This window comes from Erwinia aphidicola (assembly GCF_024169515.1).
Classification (GTDB): Bacteria; Pseudomonadota; Gammaproteobacteria; order Enterobacterales; family Enterobacteriaceae; genus Erwinia; species Erwinia aphidicola.
In genome coordinates this window covers 2477781-2496822 of sequence record NZ_JAMKCQ010000001.1, presented here as the reverse complement: position 1 = coordinate 2496822, position 19042 = coordinate 2477781, and the positions used below count along the sequence as shown (strand labels likewise).

The window sequence follows — 19042 nt, the reverse complement described above, 5'->3', positions numbered from 1 at the left end:
AAATGCGATCAGAACAGAATACTCGTTATTGCGAGATTCTGCGATAGATAACCGGCGTTACCTGCGGCTGTTCACTGCCCACCGCCACCGCGCGCTTCACGGCGGCGGCGGCTTCCTGCCAGCTGGCTTCCGTCGCCGCGTGGATCACTGCCAGCGGGCGCTGCGCATCAACGCTGTCGCCCAGCTGCGCCATCTCGCTGAAGCCAACGCTGTAATCAATGCTGTCGCTGGCACGACGACGCCCGCCGCCCATCGACACCACGGCCATTCCCAGCGCGCGCGTATCCATGGCACCGACGATGCCCGGCCGGTCGGCATACACCGCTTTGCTCAGCATCGGCGCGGGCAGGTAGTGGTCCATACGCTCGATAAAGTCCAGCGGACCTTTTTGCGCCGCCACCATGCGGCCGAAGATTTCGGCGGCACGGCCATTGTCCAGCACCGCCTGCAGCTTCGCCTGCGCCTCCTGCGCCGTCGCGGCCAGGCCGCCGGAGATCAGCATTTCGCTGCACAGCGCCATCGTCACCTCCAGCAGGCGCGGGTTGCGGTAAGCCCCGGTGAGGAACTGCACCGCTTCGCGCACTTCCAGCGCATTGCCGGCGCTGGAGGCCAGCACCTGGTTCATATCGGTCAGCAGCGCGGTGGTTTTGCAACCCGCGCCGTTGGCCACGCCGACTATCGCCTGCGCCAGCGATTCCGACAGTTCATAGGTCGGCATAAACGCGCCGGACCCCACTTTCACATCCATCACCAGTGCATCCAGCCCTTCAGCCAGTTTTTTCGCGAGGATCGAGGCGGTAATCAGCGGAATAGAGTCGACGGTCGCGGTGATATCGCGCGTGGCGTAGAAGCGTTTATCCGCCGGCGCCAGCGAGTTAGTCTGGCCGATAATCGCCACGCCAACGTCTTTAATAATCTGACGGAAGCGGTCATCTTCCGGGAAAATGTCAAAACCGGGGATCGCTTCCAGCTTGTCCAGCGTGCCGCCGGTGTGCCCCAGGCCACGCCCGGAGATCATCGGCACGTAGCCGCCGCAGGCCGCCACCATCGGGCCCAGCATCAGCGAGGTCACGTCGCCGACGCCGCCGGTGGAGTGCTTATCCACCACCGGGCCATTGAGGTTCAGCGCCTTCCAGTTCAGTACCGAACCAGAATCACGCATCGCCATGGTCAGCGCCACGCGCTCCGGCAGCGACATATCGTGGAAGTAGATGGTCATTGCCAGCGCGGCAATCTGCCCTTCTGACACCGTGTTGTCGCGCACGCCGTTGATAAAAAAGCGGATCTCTTCTTCGCTCAGCGCCTGACCATCACGTTTTTTGCGAATAATTTCTTGTGGCAGGAACACGCTAACCCCCGGTATTTAAGTTGAAAATCGAACAACGGATTTACGGGCCGGGCATGCCCGGCCCCTGCGGGTAAACAGCACGTTTGCCTGTGCCGCCGTCTCGCATCGGCATGCCCGACGGCGGCGAGTTATGCACCGTCGTAGGGGTCAGGCATGCCTGACCCGCATGCCGGAATTAATATTTGCTGTCGCTGGTTGCACCGCTGTGCCCTGCCGCGTTCAGCAGGCTGGCTAACAGGCTGGAAGCGCCAAAGCGGAAATGGCGCGCATCGGCCCACCCCGCCCCCAGGATGTCATCGGCCAGCTTGAGGTAGATCGCCGCATCGTCAGCGGTGCGCACGCCGCCAGCAGGCTTAAAGCCCACCTGCTGCTTCACGCCCTGCTCGGCAATCACGCGCATCATAATCTCTGCGACTTCTGGCGTCGCATTGACCGGCACTTTACCGGTCGAGGTTTTGATAAAGTCCGCACCCGCTTTGATGGCAATTTCGGAGGCTTTACGGATCAGCGCTTCCTCTTTCAGCTCACCGGTTTCAATAATCACTTTTAACAGCACGTTTGCCGCAGAGCAGGCATCTTTACAGGCTTTTACCAGCTCGAAGCCGACGGTTTCATTACCGGCAATCAGCGCACGGTACGGGAATACCACGTCCACTTCGTCCGCGCCGTAAGCGATAGCAGCACGGGTTTCCGCCAGCGCGATATCAATATCGTCGTTACCGTGTGGGAAGTTGGTGACGGTAGCGATGCGGATATCCGGGGTACCCTGCTCGCGCAGCGTTTTACGCGCAATCGGGATAAAGCGCGGGTAGATGCAGATGGCGGCGGTGTTTCCGGCCGGGGATTTCGCCTGATGGCACAGCGCGATCACTTTCGCATCGGTGTCATCGTCGTTCAGGGTGGTGAGATCCATCAGCTGCAGCGCGCGCAGCGCCTGAGTTTTTACATCGGACATGGTTGTCTCCAGACAATTTAGCAGCAGGCACGGTCAGCGCACCTGATAATGTTAAAATTATAACAGCCCGTGGCGAGCTATTTTGCGGGTAGTTTCACATTAAAAAGATGACAGTTGCACCATTATTGCATGAATAGTGACAGCAATCACAATTTAACCGCCATTACGCCCGGAACGGCGCGCAGTAAGGCGGCCACAGCGAGCCATTGGAAAATGTTATAATTATAACATTTCATCTTCAAGGCAAAACAGGTCTCTCAGAAGTGTAGCCCGTGCTTCACAGGCCAAAGAGCGTGCGGGTGTTTTGGCGCAGGGTTTCAGCAATTTGCTCAGGGGATTCGGGGCGCAGTTCACACAGGGCCTGCCACACCTCTTTTACCCGTTCCGGGCGGTTGGGCTGGCCTTGAAAGCCCTGCAGCGGCATATCGGGGGAGTCGGTTTCCAGCAGCAGCGAAGAGAGCGGCAGGCGGGCAAGGGTATTGCGGGTTTTGCTGGCGCGTTCATAGGTGATGGTGCCACCGACGCCAATAGAATATCCGGCGCGAATAAAGGCCAGCGCCTGCTGTTCGCTGCCGGCAAAGCCGTGCACCACGCCACGGCGCGGCAGCGCAATGCGCCGCAGGTGCAGCGCCAGTTTGTCATGGGTGCGGCGCGAATGCAGGATCACCGGCAGATCGTAATCACGCGCCAGCCGCAGCTGCGCATCCAGCAGCGCCTGCTGGCGTTCAAACTGCGGGTTTTCGATAAACAGATCGAGGCCGATCTCCCCGATCGCCACAAGCTTTGGCGGGCGTGATTTTAGCTGCTGCTCCAGCGCTGCCAGCTGCGGCTCACCGTGTTCGGCAATCGCCATCGGGTGCATGCCCAGCGCGGCATAGACAGCGTCATGCTGCTTTGCCAGCGCCAGCACGCCGGCAAAGCGCTGCGCCGACACGCCCACCGCAATGATCTTCTCCACCCCGGCAGCGGCGGCACGCGCCAGGCTGGCGGCCTCGTCACCGACAAACGGCGGAAAATCAAAGTGACAGTGGGTATCGACAAAACGCATTGTCATGCCAGCGATCCTTTATCGTAATCGGTTTCATTACCCACCAGCGGGTCGAGAATAATCCCCTGGCGATCCGGCTCATTCGCCACCGGCGCAGGAGGCACCACAATATGGCGACGCACCACGCTGTCACCGCCATTCAGCCACTGGCCGACGGTGGCGAGGAAGTAACGCCCGCAGCGGCGGCCCAGATGATAATCTTTATTCAGTGAGGCGACCCGGCTGCCGAGTGCCATACTGGCGAGCGGGCGTGGCGGGTAGATCTCAATAATGCGCAGATTATCCGGCGGGTTATCGATAAAGCTCTGGATTTGGTGATAGCTCTCTTCGTGCACCTGCATAATGTTGATCAGCGGCTGCAAAGCGCCCTCACTCAGCCAGCGCTCCACGCGCTTCAGCCACTGCGGAGTATAGGTCATCTGAGAGGGGACCGTGCGGATCACCACAATGGTATCTGCCCCGCGCCGCGCCGCTTCACGCACCGGGATCGCATCCCGAATACCGCCGTCCAGATAGCTGACGCCCGCCAGATCCACCCCGGGGCGATAAAAACCGGGAATAGCGCTGGAGGCTTTAATAATGTCGTGCCAGTTATCCGCCGTCGGCGCGAAGTAGCTTGGGGTGTAGTCGTCGCTACGGCAGGCGCACATATAAAATTCGCGCCCGTCAGCAAACATTTTTTCGGCAGCGCTGAGCGCCAGCGGGAACTCAGAACGGGTAATATCCACCAGCCAGTCGAGATCGATCAAATGACCACCGCGCACAAAGCGCATCGGGTCAAAAAACAGTTTACTGGTGGTGTAGCGGGTGATGACGCGCCGCGCGTAGCCGGGCTGTGCGCAGACGAAAGCGGAAAGGTTTTGTGCCCCGGCGGAGGTGCCGAGCATCAGGTCGAAAGGATTGAAGTGAGCACGCTGAAACTCATCCAGCACTCCCGCGGTGAAGATACCGCGCTGCCCACCCCCTTCGCACACCAGAGCAATTCTGCCCGGGGTGAAAGGTTTTAACGCCAGCGGCTCGATATTGCCGAGGGTTATCGGGATGCGTATGCCCAAGCCAGGTATCCTCTCAGATGAAAAAGAGAGGATACCTGTTATCAGTCAAATCTGTGAGGCGCTTCTTGCTCTCAGATGTAACGTTTGGAAACTAGAGTTTTTTACGACCGGTAAACAGGCTGACCAGGAAGATAATGATACCGACAACGAAGACAATTTTTGCTGCCCATGCTGCTGTACCAGCCAGACCACCAAACCCTAACGCAGCTGCAATCAGTGCGATAATCAGGAAGATAATACCCCAACGAAACATAAGCCTCTCCTTACCAGTAGTGTATTCAAACTGTTTTTATCATTCAGCTCACGGCTTGTGGCTGAACGTTATTCTTTGCAGGTGTGACAGTGGTGGCCCCCGCAGAGCGAAGGCCGCCGGGTAATTACGATTTAACCACTAAATCGTTTTTAACACTTTTCACGCCATCAATGGCCTTGGCAATACCTTCAGCGCGTTCTGACTGCGCCTGCGTTTTCACCGTACCGGACAGCTGCACCACGCCATTGGTGGTTTCCACTTTCACATTACGTGACGGTACGATGTCATCTGCTAACAGTTTAGCTTTAATTTCAGAGGTTGTTGCCGTATCTCCAGCGTAACCTTTCATTGTCTGCTTAGTGCTGTCTTTTACGTGTAGTTTGTCGCTAACCGATTTCACGCCTTCAACTTTACCCGCGACCGCTACAGCCTTCTCGGCCTGGTCCTGGGAAGTCACGAAGCCGTTCAGAGTGACAACGCCACTGTGGGTTTCGACAGAAATATCGGTACTTTTAATCGCTTCGTCATCGACCAGGGCTGCTTTCACCTTCGCCGTTACGCCGCTGTCGTCCATGTAGCCACCGACTTTTTTCATTGAGCTATCGATTTTCGAACCCGCGCTGTCGGCGGTAGACTCCGCTTTGCCCGTCATAGTGTCCGCTGCCATCGCAGAGCCACCAGCCAGTACCGAACCTACCATTACCGCCATCAGAGTTTTTGCAATCTTAGTGTTGATCATCGATTCGTTCCTTTTGATTAGTACCACTCACAACGGTGAGCTTTTCAGCCACAAACGGCGTGGCTGTAGTTGTCGGCCAGATGGAGCTTAGCCCGTGAACGTTGCAGCAACCGCGCCGCATATTTTGCGTCCTGTAGAAATGAATATAGACGGTAATCAGGATTTCACCGGGGAGAGTAGTTGAATTGATGGATAAAGCAGCAGAAAAGAGGTTGTTTAGGAGGAGTCTGTAGATTGTAGGGGCCGATCTTTTTTTCGAACGGCCCTTATTACAAACTGGCACTGGCCGGCGGGCGGACCGAAAAACAAGGTCCGCCCCTACAGTAGGGGCGGACCTGGGAAGATTAATGCTCGCGGGTTTTACGGAACACCACGTCAGGATAACGCTCCTGGGTAATGTTGAGGTTCACCATGGTTGGCGCGATGTAGGTCAGGTTATCGCCGCCGTCGAGCGCCAGGTTAACTTCATTCTTACGCTGGAACTCATCAAACTTCTTCGCGTCGCTGCACTCTACCCAGCGGGCGGTAGAGACGTTAATCGCTTCGTAGATCGCTTCCACGTTGTATTCGCTTTTCAGGCGCGCAACCACCACGTCGAACTGCAGGACACCCACCGCGCCCACGATCAGATCGTTGTTGTGGACCGGACGGAACACCTGCACGGCGCCCTCTTCAGACAGCTGCACCAGCCCTTTCAGCAGCTGTTTCTGCTTCAGCGGGTCGCGCAGGCGGATGCGGCGGAACAGCTCCGGGGCGAAGTTCGGAATACCGGTGAACTTCATGTTCTCACCCTGGGTAAAGGTGTCGCCGATCTGGATGGTGCCGTGGTTGTGCAGGCCAATAATATCGCCCGGATAGGCCTCTTCCACGTGCGAACGGTCACCGGCCATAAAGGTCAGCGCGTCGGCGATGGTGACATCTTTACCGGTGCGCACCTGGCGCAGCTTCATGCCTTTTTCATATTTACCGGACACCACGCGCATAAACGCCACGCGGTCGCGGTGTTTCGGGTCCATGTTGGCCTGAATCTTAAACACGAAGCCGGTAAATTTCTCATCGGCAGCGGTGACGGTGCGCAGATCGGTATCGCGCGGCATCGGCGATGGCGCCCACTCAACCAGCCCGTCGAGCATATGGTCAACGCCAAAGTTACCCAGCGCAGTCCCGAAGAACACCGGGGTCAGCTGGCCTGCCAGGAACAGCTCGCGGTCAAACTCGTGCGATGCGCCCTGCACTAGCTCCAGCTCATCGCGCAGCTGCCCGGCGAGATCTTCACCGATGGCGGCGTCCAGCTCCGGGTTATCCAGCCCTTTAACCACGCGCACTTCCTGAATGGTATGACCCTTACCGGTCTGGTACAGGTAGGTTTCATTTTTATACAGGTGGTAAACGCCCTTAAACAGCTTGCCGCAGCCGATTGGCCAGGTGATTGGCGCACAGGCGATTTTCAGTTCGCTCTCAACTTCGTCCATCACTTCCATTGGGTCGCGGATGTCACGGTCGAGCTTGTTCATAAAGGTCAGGATCGGCGTGTCGCGCAGACGGGTCACTTCCATCAGCTTACGGGTACGATCCTCAACGCCTTTCGCGGCGTCGATCACCATCAGACAGCAGTCCACCGCCGTCAGAGTACGGTAAGTATCTTCGGAGAAGTCTTCGTGCCCCGGAGTGTCCAGCAGGTTGACCAGGCTATCGCGATAGGGGAACTGCATCACCGAGGTAGTAATGGAGATACCACGCTGTTTTTCCATCTCCATCCAGTCGGACTTGGCGTGCTGGTTGGAGCCGCGGCCTTTTACCGTACCGGCGGTCTGGATCGCCTGTCCGAACAGCAGCACTTTTTCAGTGATGGTGGTTTTACCGGCATCCGGGTGCGAGATGATGGCAAAAGTGCGGCGGCGAGCCACCTCTTGCATAAAGGGTGCATTTGACATGAAAATTCTTCTACAGATGATAAATCATTAATGGCCGGCATTTTCGCCGATCCCGGCGTGAGAAACAATGAACAACGGCGCTTATTCAGCCGAATGGCCGACAAACGCCGTAAACAACGGTCAGGACGGTCTTATCGCAGCCGATCGTTCGGCCTCGCACTCGGCCCGAATGCAGCAGCCTGCCAGATGATCGTTCACCAGCCCGAGCGCCTGCATCAGCGAGTAGGTCGCCACCGGCCCCACCCACGTCCAGCCGCGTTTTTTTAGCGCTTTTGACATCGCCTGCGCTTCCGGGCAGGTTTTCACCGTCTGCCAGTACGCCAGGTCAACCTGCGCCGGGCGCTGGTCCGCCGCAGGCTCAAACTGCCAGAACCACGCCGCCAGCGAACCCGCTTCGTCCACCAGCTCGATGGCCCGCTGCGCATTATTAATGGTCGAGAGGATTTTAGCGCGGTTGCGCACGATGCCCTTATCCGCCATCAGCCGGGCGATATCCTCATCGTCGAAGCGCGCCACCTGACGAAAATCAAAGCCGGCAAACGCCCGGCGGAAGTTATCGCGCTTGTTATAAATCATCTTCCACGACATGCCGGAGAGAAATCCTTCCAGGCACACTTTTTCAAACAGTAGGATGTCATCCACCACCACCCGCCCCCACTCGCTATCGTGGTAATGCGGCATGGCAGGCTGCCAGGCACAGCAGGTGCGCCCGTCTGCGCTTAGGGTCAGCCCTGAAGCGGCAAGATCCACGTTATCCATTTAACGCTCTCCTTGTTTAACAGTGCTCTTTGAGGGTAAACGCCAACGCGCACGCAATGCTATACCTAATCGCATAAACCACCCTGTTCAACTACGTTTACTCCATCACTACTTAATAAGGCCGTGTAAATTATGAGCGATAAAGAGTATCAGCCAGCAAAAGTCTGGAGCGAAAACAAAGCCCTCGGCGGCACCTGGGGCAGCATCAACCGCCCGACTGCGGGTGCGCGCTTTGACGCCGAGCTGCCGGTCGGCAAGCACCCGCTACAGCTCTATTCGATGGGCACGCCGAACGGTCAGAAGGTGACTATCCTGCTGGAAGAGCTGCTGGCGTTAAACGTGCAGGGCGCGGAGTATGACGCGCACCTGATCCGCATCGGCGACAGCGACCAGTTCTCCTCCGGTTTTGTCGCGCTGAACCCGAACTCGAAAATCCCGGCGCTGCTCGACACCACCACCGTTCCCGGTACCCGCGTATTTGAGTCCGGCGCTATCCTGCTTTACCTCGCCGAGAAGTTTGGCCACTTCCTGCCGAAAGACCCGGCAGCGCGCACCGAAACGCTGAACTGGCTGTTCTGGCTGCAGGGCGCTGCGCCTTACCTGGGCGGTGGCTTTGGCCACTTCTACGCCTATGCACCGGTGAAAATCGAATACGCTATCGACCGCTTCACCATGGAAGCCAAGCGACAGCTCGACCTGCTCGACCAGCAGCTGGCGAAGCATCGTTATATTGCCGGGGATGATTACACGATTGCCGATATGGCGGTGTGGCCGTGGTACGGCGCGCTGGTGAAGGGGCTGATGTATGAGGCGGCGGAGTTTATTGATGCAGCATCGTACAAAAATCTGCTGCGCTGGACCGACGAAGTGGCAGCCCGCCCGGCGGTAAAACGCGGCCGCGTGGTTAACCGCACCTGGGGCCCGGAGAACGAGCAGCTGGCGGAGCGCCACGACGCGCAGGACTTTGCTAAGCTGGGGCTGTAAGAGCGGCAGAGGGCGGCCTGAGCCAGGCCGCCCAATCCCACCGGCATTTCGTCTTAAGCCTCACGGAGAGATACCGCCCGTGCCGTATAGAGTGGGATATCGTGCTTACCGATAAGATGATTAATCAATGACTTTTATTTTAAGCGGCCTGACTTTGCTATATAACCACAGCCCGATAAAAGCCAGGGTACCAAAAAAAGCAGTAAATCCCACCGTGATGAGCAGGCCACTAAACAGAGAAACAGGTAATGCGGCAATACCCGTAATGAGTTTATCGTTAAATTTCACCACGCCTGCACCGAATATACCGGCTATGCCAATGATGGTGGACAATACCATTATTGATACCCCAAAGCCTATCAGCATCAGTTTGTATATTACCAGGCTGCTGATTTTTTTATCGTTCATTAGCTATCCTTGTTGCTATAAAGGTTATTAAAAGATATTCATGTAAATTATCACACACCTCAATCATATTATTTATGCATTTCTAATAATGTAACTGTTTGACAAAAGGGCCTTCCTGAGTGTGAATATCCCTGTCAGCATCCCTCCTCACCTGATTTTTCGCTTTGACATGGAAAGCAGGAGAAAATACGATCACCCCTGAAAAAGTCATCGCTATATTATTTCCAGGGATGAGTATACTATTGTGATGTATCGATTTAGTCCTGATAGGACGCACGGATGAAGATGCTTATGTAATAAGACCCGGCTATCAATAAAGCATCATATGTAATTATGCTGCGCTGGGCCAATAAATGGCAGAGAGCCGGCGCGGTGGTGAAATGTGGCTGAGTTGCAAGCAGCATGTGAGCCTGGAGAAAAAGCAGCTGTTTTAACGCCACCACGCGAGGGTATTTGATAAACTGGGACTGCAAATGCAGCCAGTAAGTAAAAATAAGCTGCCTGATGCGGATTCTCCGCTTGCATTAAACCTTAGGTCCGGAAAGGAATAACTGTTCGGCAATCATGCAAATGCGTGGCTCTTCAACCAGCTTTTCTCGCCACCTTTCGGGAATACCTTTATAACCATATAAAGCTCCCGCTATCTGACCTGCTGTTGCAGCTACGCTGTCAGCGTCATCTGCCAGATTAGCGGCTAGCAGTACTGCATCATGGAAATTATCAGTCTGCCAAACGGCCCATAATGCGGCCTCCAGCGTATCGATCACGTATCCGCTGGAGCGGATTTCATCGCGTTGCTTATTTTTATACTCTCCGGCATTGATCAATGCGCAACGGGCATTCAACGGCAGCATAGCAGGAGACAGCGCCTTTGCCTTATCAGCCCCGTTAAGTAACTGATAAAGTATATATGCCATAAGACGGCTGGCATCCAGTGACTCTATGGCACCATGAGTAGCCAGCCCCTGCTTCTCACCGTCATAGAGTGAGCGCAGCAAAGAATGACGCTGAAATATCCCCGCCGGAGCCTGCCGGATGATCGCAGCATTACCTGCTGTATCTGATTCGGTATTACCGAACCAGGATGGCCCCTTATCTAGATATTGCTCCAACGCATAGCGTGTAGTATTCCCAATGTCGAAGCATACACCGTTAGCACTATTGACCCCAAAGTGGTACCAGTTCACCAACCGATTACGAAACGACGTTATATCCAAGTGTCCCGCTTGAATATAAGTTTCAGCCAAGCACAGCGCCATTGAGGTATCATCAGTCCACTCCCCCGGCTTAAGCCGGAAAGGACCACCGCCAACTATGTCGCTAACGTGCTGCAGATCTCGTGGCAAAAATTCTAATGTGGTACCGACTGCGTCCGCTACCGCCAGACCGACTAGAGAGCCTTTGGCACGGTCCAACAACTGTAGTTCATCACCATACGGAACAACATTACCTAACCAATGCGGCAACGCTCTTCGCCCGCTTAGCCAGTCAGTGTAGTCTACTTGCAGATCGCCGCTCTCTGTTAAAGAAGAATGATACTCAGGTGGACAGTAGCGGAGATAATGCTCTTCTACATGGTAAGCAAGTGAAGGGTAAGATTGGCGTAAGTCCATCAAAATGCTCCCCTCTGCCTATTATGGCTGTTTAATTCGATAGGACACTCAAAATAACTTTCAAAAAAAATCCACCATAGATATAAATCTCTATAATTTCAATTAAATATTAAGGATTAGCAACCGTTTTTTTTCATTAAAAAATCCAACCACTCTTTCCAGAAAACATCTTGATCACTTGGGTTATTCGTGATATTGAAATCTTCATAATCAAATATATCAACTTCATCCATCTTTGTAGCAGGCTTGCCAATTTTGTGATCATAGGCCTTTAGTCCCATAGCCATATCTCGCATCATTCTTGATGGGTAAACACTTAGCTTCGCGCCCTTACATAAGAATGTAACATCTTTCAGAGCTCTTCTTAATTCACAAAGACATTCAAAAAAATCTTCGCCGCCTGCACTAAAGGTAAAACCATTGCTACGTGAAAAATGCAGATAACAAGGACGCCTCAAGTTTAACTTTATTTTTACGCTTTCCCTTACACCATTACAATATACTATCACATCCCTTACCACATCATAATTCTCGTCCATCTATAACCTCACAGGATTTATAAAACTGAAACCTACAAAACTACCATCAGCATTGATTGGTGTCACACCAAGAATTTCTTCAGGTTTAATTACCCCAGGGACTGCAATTTCTACCTCATGAGGATAAGGGCTGTTTACTCCCAGCGTACCATTAACATCAACCCCATTAACAGGTCTTTTTATTGAATATAGGAACCCAGGTGTATTATACATAGAAGCAAAATCAATCGATCGATCCATATCCAATGATGTACTTATAAAGTTACTTGGCGGATTTTTATTATCCAAAGCGTGCAAGAATAAATTATTACTATCACCTAGTGGTTTAAATCCTTCTGAAAAAATTATATTCGGATGACGTTTATCGCCACGATATACAATTCCAAGATTACAACCACTCAACCCCAGCGGATCCACCCACGTCAGCGGGTCCGGCACATAAGCATAGGTATTCAGCCCCCCCGCCAGCCCTATCGGGTCCAGCTGGGTAAACCGCCCTGCCACCGGGTCGTAGTAGCGGAATAAATTGTAGTGAAGCCCGGTCTCCGCGTCAAAATACTGCCCCTGAAAGCGCAGGTTCTGCTTGAGCCCGCGCGGGCTGCTCTCGCGCTCCGTTTCCCCCCAGGTGGAGAAACTCCCCTGCCACACCACCTCGCCATACTGGTCAGTCATGCGCTCCGGCAGGCCGTTCAGCTCGCTGTGATACCAGTACGTTTCGCTGCTCTCGCCCACGCTGTCGACCCGCGCCAGCGGCTCCCAGCCGCCCTCCGCGTAGATATACTGCGTGCTGCGCGCAGGCTGACGGCTGCTCTGCTCGCCGACCATCTGCAGGCCGGTCCAGTGGAAAGTGACAATCTCGGCATCATCCGGTGACTCGCCGTGGCGATGCAGGATCTTCTGCGTGCGCCGCCCCAGCAGGTCGTAGCGGTAGGCCACCCGGCTGAACTCGCGGTGGCCGCTCAGGGTCACCTCCGACACGCGGTGCTCGTCGTCCCAGGTGAAATGCTGCTCCATGCCGTCGCGCGCGGCGCGGCGCCACGTCAGGCGGCCAAAGCCGTCATACTGCCAGCGCGCCCCCTTCAGCCGCTGCAGCAGGTTGTGCCACACCACCTGCCCCGGTGCATCGGTGCGGTTGCCCGCCGGGTCGTAGTGGAAGCGCTCCTCCTGCTGCGGGCGCAGCCTGCGCGTCACCTGCCCTTCGGCATCGTAGCCAAAGCGCTGCTGCGCAAACGGCGCTTCGCCGTCGGCGCTGACGCCGTTAATCAGCGTCTGCTGCGCCACCTGGTCAAGCCGGTCCCACTGATAGCGCCGTTCCAGCACCGGACTGCGCCGCATCACAATGCGCCCGACGCGGTCATAGCGCGTCTCCAGGCTCAGCGCGCCCTGGCTGCGCACGATCTCGCGGTGCAGCGCGTCGCGCTGATAAGCCGTCACTTCCTGGTTCTGGCCGCCGTGCTGCAGGTTGAGCTGCAGCAGGTGCCCGCTGCCGTAGCGCAGGAAATTCAGCGCCCGGCCGTCGGGGCGGCTGCTCTGGCTGAGGTTGCCCAGCGCGTCATACTGATACTGCCACAGGCCGCCGTGGTTCTCCTCGCTCAGCAGGTTGCCAAGCGCGTCGCGGGTAAAGTTCAGCTCTTCCGCCCACGCTACCGCCTGGCCCGCAGACTGCGCCTGCTGCCACTGTGCCAGCGCCACTTTGCGCAGCGTGATGCCACGCGGCTGATAATCGTAATCGGTATTGGTCTATTAATATGTCGGACGCACAGCGAACAACGTTCATTTCTCACGCCCACACCAAGCAGTAAGAGATGTAGATTAAGATTCAATTAGCTGAGTAAAAGGGCAAATAACATAAATCAATTGACCAAACCTCTGCGTATAACGCGCCGCTGATGCTTATAAAGGGATGTTGGCTGGAATAACAAAGATTCTTATCCGCCAGCCAATTATAATAAATATTTAATAGGAAAGATTAATTGTTCAGGTGGAATGCAAATGAGGCTCAGCTCGCATAACTCACAGTAAACCATCAGCGGGTTAACCCCTTAGTCTATTCGTAACAAAGATGCTGATATTAAATTACCCCCTTGGAAAGGAGTGACTTAACACAAATAAAGACCATGATAAATAATAAATAAAATCAACTTTTAAAGATGCAGCTTTTTAGCGAATTCCATTGAAAGCAGACGCTCATATATATATTAATCTGGAATAGATAAAAAAATAGCTTTGAGCTACCTCTAGGGGCGAATTAATTGACACTAAACAGCTTGGCCGGGCAGCACTGTAAATTAGCACTATGCCAGGCAAAGCGTTGGTTAAGATTTTACAAGATAAAATATTAACAGAACATAAAGTAAACTATGGTCGAAAAAACAACAACTATTCCGACCATTCTTTACTTCAGTTATTTTTTTTTGACAAATAAAAATCGAGATATTTCTTGGGCCTTTCTTTAAAAGCACGGGCTTTACCATAGCTGTAAGCATCTTCGAAGTATTTAAATGACTCATCATACTCCTCTAACTCAAAGCAGACCATTCCAAGATCCATTATAGGCGCAGTATCAATTTCTGACCCTCGAGTTTGCAATGCAACTTCCGCCCATTTTTTAGCATTTGTGAAGGCTGCCATATCAAAATAAGCACTATATATACATGCTGCAATCCAACCGGCAATCTCCCAATCCAGCTTGGGTTCAGGAATCAATTCCCAAGCTTTTTTATACTCACCTAACGCGCGTTCATAAGATTTAACATCATGAAACTCATTACCTTTCTCAACTATAGCAACTATTTCCTCTTCCAACTTTTTATTTTCCACAGCAAGTTCTTTCATTATATATCGACCTTAATTAAAAAAGTATTGTGATCTTTCTGCCGCGCCAATAAAATCACTTGGGGTTTTATATCTATCAGATAATCTTGCACCTTGAGAACGGTTGTGACCATAATATTCCAGTTCATAATTCATGGAATCCCTCATAAATGCTCTAACTTCTTTAGATTTCGGACCGTAATAACCACCTTTTTGATTCCAATATTTAACCGCATCTGTTAAGTGAGCCATATCGGCATCTTTGATATTATACCATCTTTTATCTGTTGAACTCTTGAATTGCATTCTATCACCTGTACCCCGAATACGGCCTTCACTACGCATTCGCTCAATAACTTCTCTACCAGTCTTGCTATTTTTACTTGGAGTCCTTCCCATATTATTTAGTCGACAAGATGCTAACCCCAGCGGATCCACCCACGTCAGCGGGTCCGGCACATAAGCATAGGTATTCAGCCCTCCCGCCAGCCCTATCGGGTCCAGCTGGGTAAACCGCCCTGCTACCGGGTCGTAGTAGCGGAATAAATTGTAGTGAAGCCCGGTCTCCGCGTCAAAATACTGCCCCTGAAAGCGCAGGTTCTGCTTAAGCCCGCGCGGGCTGCTCTCGCGCTCCGTTTCCCCCCAGGTGGAGAAACTCCCCTGCCACACCACCTCGCCATACTGGTCAGTCATGCGCTCCGGCAGGCCGTTCAGCTCGCTGTGATACCAGTACGTTTCGCTGCTCTCGCCCACGCTGTCGACCCGCGCCAGCGGCTCCCAGCCGCCCTCCGCGTAGATATACTGCGTGCTGCGCGCAGGCTGACGGCTGCTCTGCTCGCCGACCATCTGCAGGCCGGTCCAGTGGAAAGTGACAATCTCGGCATCATCCGGGGACTCGCCGTGGCGGTGCAGGATCTTCTGCGTGCGCCGCCCCAGCAGGTCGTAGCGGTAGGCCACCCGGCTGAATTCGCGGTGGCCGCTCAGGGTCACCTCCGACACGCGGTGCTCGTCGTCCCAGGCGAAATGCTGCTCCACGCCGTCGCGCGCGGCGCGGCGCCACGTCAGGCGGCCAAAGCCGTCATACTGCCAGCGCGCCCCCTTCAGCCGCTGCAGCAGGTTGTGCCACACCACCTGCCCCGGTGCATCGGTGCGGTTGCCCGCCGGGTCGTAGTGGAAGCGCTCCTCCTGCTGCGGGCGCAGCCTGCGCGTCACCTGCCCTTCGGCATCGTAGCCAAAGCGCTGCTGCGCAAACGGCGCTTCGCCGTCGGCGCTGACGCCGTTAATCAGCGTCTGCTGCGCCACCTGGTCAAGCCGGTCCCACTGATAGCGGCGTTCCAGCACCGGGCTGCGTCGCATCACAATGCGCCCGACGCGGTCATAGCGCGTCTCCAGGCTCAGCGCGCCCTGGCTGCGCACGATCTCGCGGTGCAGCGCGTCGCGCTGATAAGCCGTCACTTCCTCGTTCTGCCCGGCGTGCTGCAGGTTGAGCTGCAGCAGGTGCCCGCTGCCGTAACGCAGGAAATTCAGCGCCCGACCATCGGGGCGGCTGCTCTGGCTGAGGTTGCCCAGCGCATCATACTGATACTGCCACAGGCCGCCGTGGTTCTCCTCGCTCAGCAGGTTGCCGAGCGCGTCGCGGGTAAAGTTCAGCTCTTCCGCCCACGCTACCGCCTGGCCCGCAGACTGCGCCTGCTGCCACTGTGCCAGCGCCACTTTGCGCAGCGTGATGCCACGCGGCTGGTACCGGTACTCGGTGCGGTGCTCCGCCGTCTGCCGGGCGGTAATGCGGCCCAGCGCGTCATACTCCATCTTTGTGCTGTGTGCGGCCAGCGCTTCGCCCGCCTGCAGCAGCGGCTGCTGGGTTATCTCAACCACCTGGCCCTGCTGGTCATAGCGATAGCGCTTACGCCGCCCGGCGTAGTCAGTCTGCGCCAGCAGGCGCTCGCCGCTGTCGTACTCAAACTGCCAGCGGTCGCTGTTGGCGTTGATCAATCCGGTCATGCGGCCAAAGCGATCGTACTGGTAACGGGTGACGTGCCCGGCAGGGCTGATCTCGCTGACAATCTGCCCGCGCACGTTGCGTTTTACCTTACGCTCGCTGAAGCCGTCAATATTCTCGCCGATTAGTAGCCCGGCGGCATCGTACTCGTAAAGCGTCTCGCGCCCGTCCGGGCGGGTCAGCCGCTGCAAACGGCCCGCCGCGCTCCAGCGGTAGCGCGTGCAGTTACCGGCAGCGTCGGTGTGGGCTGCCAGCCGTCCGGCGGCATCATACTGGTTGTGGCTCTGGTAGCCCGAGCAGTCCTCGTCATGCAGCAGCTGGCCGCGCTCATCCCAGGCGTAGCGGTGCGTATTCTCCAGCGCATCAATCGTGCAGGTCAGGTCGCCCTGCGCGTTCCACTGATAGCGCGTCACGGCACCCTGCGGATCGGTTACCGCCACCACATCGCCCAGCGCGCTGTACTGATACTGCCAGGCGGCACCGTCCGGCATGACCTCCTGCTCCGGCAGCGCCCACACCGGGTGCCAGACGGTCAGCGTCGAGCGCCCCAGCGGATCTTTCACCTGCGTCAGGTTAGCGCGCTCGTCGTAGCCATACTCCCAGCGCTCACCCTGCGGGCCGGTGGTGCTGAGCAGCAGTTCGCCCTGCACCGCCCAGCGATAACGCCACTCCGCGCCGTAGCTGTCGGTATAGTGAGTAATACGGTACAGCGCATCCCAGCGATGCTCGCTGCTGCCCCCTGAAAGGCAGGTGACGGTGGCGCTGCGCGCCTGTTCATCCGCATCGATCAGCCAGTGCTCAAGGCTCTGTTCGCCATCGAGAACCTGATATTCGCTGACGCGCCAGTTCTCGCCGTCGGCGGCGGGCCGCCACTGATACGCCACCGTCAGGCCGGTGGCGTAGCTGTGCGAGGCCAGCAGATCGCTGGCGCGATCCCAGCCAAAGCAGCGGGTGGTGATGCCGTCCGCATCCTGCACCGCAATCAGCTGCCCCTGCGGGTTGTAGGCATAGCGCACCCGCAGCTGCGGCGCGCCGTCTACCTGCTGATGCACCGCCTCCAGCCGCCCGTGAGCATTCTCATAGCTGAGGCGCACTTCCAGCGCCTCATTGTCGCTGGCGATGGAGACCAGCTGCCCGGCGTCGTTCCAGCTGAAGTGCAGGCAGTTATCGTGGCGATCGTACTGGCGCGCAATGCGCCACTCGCCTTCGCGGGTCGGGTCCGGCTCGTAGAGGAAAAACTCCCCCTGCGCGGTCTGCATCACCACCACGCCCTGCAGGGTGCAGTACAGGGTAAAGCCATCTTCATGGAACTGGATCACATCACCTGGGCGCACTTCGCCCAGCCCCAGCTCGCGCCCGGACATATCGCGCCAGAGAAAATGCAGCGTACCGTCCGCTGCCTGCACGCGCAGCAGGCGGGTCTCAAACGGCAGCATCCAGCCGCTGCCCAGCATCCCGCTGGCGCGGTTGCGGCTATGGTAGATGCGCTGCCAGTAGAGCGGGATACGGTCCTGCAGCACAAAGTCGAGATCTTCCTGCCCGGCGAGGATCTTCGACCCCAGCGCAATATTGACCGGGTGCGCGGTCGCCATGGCGTTCTGCGCCAGCCTGCCAACAGCCGCCGCCGCCGCGTTCCCCACCGCTTCACCGCCGATGGCGCAGGCGGTTTTACGCACCGCCAGGCGCGCCATCAGGCGACTGACCGAGCGGTCAAGCATCTGCACGCCCAGCTGCCCCAGCTCCTTGCCGAGTCCACCGCCAATCAGGTTGCCGGCAAAGTAGGCGAGGAAATTTTTACCGCTGCGGATGTCGCGCACCACGATGCTGTCGCCGCCGATGCGCACGCGCGGGTCGTCAGCAACTTCTATCTTCGCCTCGCAGGTGCTGCGGTGACCGTTGCGCACCGCCGGGTGGCCGTTAATCAGTACGCGCTTTGAGCCTTCCGCAAGAAAGTTTTCACTCTCCGCCATATGCCCTTTGCTGCACGCCACGGTATCTTTATCCGCCGGGGTCGCATAAGGGCTGGCGCTGGCCACGGTCGGCTGCACAATATCCTGGCCGACGTTTTTGAAGAAGTTACCTACCGAATCGGCGTTGATGCTGCTGATACTCTCGCCCAGTGCGCTGAGAAAAGCCCCCGGATGGCGCACGGTATCGGCCACGCTGGTGGCCATCGCCATAGCAATCGCCAGCGCGCCCGGCTCATCTTCCGCTTTCGGGGCCGGGGCGTTGAGAAAATCATGGTCGACTTTACCCGCCGCACGCGCCGCTTTTTTGCCCTTCATCAGCACGTTATCGGAACCGCTGGTAATCAGCGCATCCGGCGGGCCACGCATGCCGAGGGTATCCAGCAGGCCATCAACGGCGTCACTGACCATGCTGCCGATGCGCTCCGGAAAACCGTTGACCATCGCCCCCACCACCAGCGCGGCGCCAATCGCCACGCCGACACCGCTGGCGGCCATCGCCGCCCCGGCGGAGAACACCGCCAGATAGATCGCGCCTTCCACCAGCCCGGCGGCGAAGTCCCCCAGCAGCGAGCTGTGGACCAGCGGGTCGTCGATGCGCGCTGCGATTAACTCATCCGCCATCGC

Annotated in this window: 15 protein-coding genes; 1 reads left to right on the top strand and 14 read right to left on the bottom strand. The window is 56.3% G+C overall.

Features of this window, described 5'->3' with window-relative positions:
- Positions 1 to 25: 25 nt before the first annotated feature.
- The 8 genes from deoA to J2Y91_RS11555 form a co-directional block, all read right to left on the bottom strand.
- Positions 26 to 1348, bottom strand: coding sequence for a thymidine phosphorylase (deoA, locus tag J2Y91_RS11590; protein WP_048914749.1), 1323 nt, complete (start codon positions 1346 to 1348; stop codon positions 26 to 28).
- A gap of 175 nt (positions 1349 to 1523) precedes the next feature.
- Positions 1524 to 2303: a deoxyribose-phosphate aldolase gene (gene deoC, locus J2Y91_RS11585; protein ID WP_133624623.1), complete on the bottom strand. Its 780-nt coding sequence runs from the start codon at positions 2301 to 2303 to the stop codon at positions 1524 to 1526.
- Positions 2304 to 2580: 277 nt separating this feature from the next.
- Positions 2581 to 3357, bottom strand: a complete 777-nt coding sequence (locus J2Y91_RS11580) for a TatD family hydrolase (protein WP_133624625.1) — start codon at positions 3355 to 3357, stop codon at positions 2581 to 2583.
- Positions 3354 to 4406 carry a patatin-like phospholipase family protein gene (locus tag J2Y91_RS11575; protein ID WP_133624627.1) on the bottom strand — a complete coding sequence of 351 codons (1053 nt, stop codon included), beginning with the start codon at positions 4404 to 4406 and terminating at the stop codon, positions 3354 to 3356. The genes J2Y91_RS11580 and J2Y91_RS11575 overlap by 4 nt, the downstream gene beginning before the upstream one ends.
- Positions 4407 to 4497: 91 nt before the next feature.
- Complete coding sequence (locus tag J2Y91_RS11570; RefSeq protein ID WP_072166347.1) at positions 4498 to 4659, bottom strand: DUF1328 domain-containing protein; 162 nt, start codon at positions 4657 to 4659, stop codon at positions 4498 to 4500.
- A gap of 124 nt (positions 4660 to 4783) precedes the next feature.
- Entirely contained in the window at positions 4784 to 5398 is a 615-nt protein-coding gene (osmY, locus tag J2Y91_RS11565) for a molecular chaperone OsmY (protein WP_048914745.1), read from the bottom strand.
- A gap of 344 nt (positions 5399 to 5742) precedes the next feature.
- On the bottom strand, positions 5743 to 7332 hold the full coding sequence (gene prfC, locus J2Y91_RS11560) for a peptide chain release factor 3 (protein ID WP_048914744.1): 1590 nt from the start codon (positions 7330 to 7332) through the stop codon (positions 5743 to 5745).
- A 120-nt stretch (positions 7333 to 7452) separates the two neighbouring features.
- The gene (locus J2Y91_RS11555; protein ID WP_133624629.1) at positions 7453 to 8091 is read right to left on the bottom strand and encodes a DNA-3-methyladenine glycosylase I; all 639 of its coding nucleotides are present in this window, start codon (positions 8089 to 8091) and stop codon (positions 7453 to 7455) included.
- 132 nt (positions 8092 to 8223) lie between these two features.
- Between J2Y91_RS11555 and yghU the strand changes: the two genes are divergently transcribed.
- Positions 8224 to 9075: a glutathione-dependent disulfide-bond oxidoreductase gene (gene yghU / locus J2Y91_RS11550; protein WP_133624631.1), complete on the top strand. Its 852-nt coding sequence runs from the start codon at positions 8224 to 8226 to the stop codon at positions 9073 to 9075.
- A 120-nt stretch (positions 9076 to 9195) separates the two neighbouring features.
- Here the strand turns inward: yghU and J2Y91_RS11545 are convergent, their stop codons facing one another.
- The 6 genes from J2Y91_RS11545 to J2Y91_RS11515 form a co-directional block, all read right to left on the bottom strand.
- Positions 9196 to 9483, bottom strand: a complete 288-nt coding sequence (locus J2Y91_RS11545) for a hypothetical protein (protein WP_133624633.1) — start codon at positions 9481 to 9483, stop codon at positions 9196 to 9198.
- A gap of 524 nt (positions 9484 to 10007) precedes the next feature.
- Positions 10008 to 11096 carry an ADP-ribosylarginine hydrolase Tri1 gene (gene tri1 / locus J2Y91_RS11540; protein WP_301292099.1) on the bottom strand — a complete coding sequence of 363 codons (1089 nt, stop codon included), beginning with the start codon at positions 11094 to 11096 and terminating at the stop codon, positions 10008 to 10010.
- A gap of 116 nt (positions 11097 to 11212) precedes the next feature.
- Complete coding sequence (locus J2Y91_RS11535) at positions 11213 to 11635, bottom strand: hypothetical protein (protein WP_133624636.1); 423 nt, start codon at positions 11633 to 11635, stop codon at positions 11213 to 11215.
- On the bottom strand, positions 11636 to 13327 hold the full coding sequence (locus J2Y91_RS11525) for an RHS repeat-associated core domain-containing protein (protein WP_133624638.1): 1692 nt from the start codon (positions 13325 to 13327) through the stop codon (positions 11636 to 11638).
- A gap of 708 nt (positions 13328 to 14035) precedes the next feature.
- Positions 14036 to 14470, bottom strand: a complete 435-nt coding sequence (locus J2Y91_RS11520) for a hypothetical protein (protein ID WP_133624640.1) — start codon at positions 14468 to 14470, stop codon at positions 14036 to 14038.
- Between the two features lie 12 nt (positions 14471 to 14482).
- Positions 14483 to 19039 carry an RHS repeat-associated core domain-containing protein gene (locus J2Y91_RS11515; protein ID WP_133624643.1) on the bottom strand — a complete coding sequence of 1519 codons (4557 nt, stop codon included), beginning with the start codon at positions 19037 to 19039 and terminating at the stop codon, positions 14483 to 14485.
- Between the last annotated feature and the right edge of the window lie 3 nt (positions 19040 to 19042).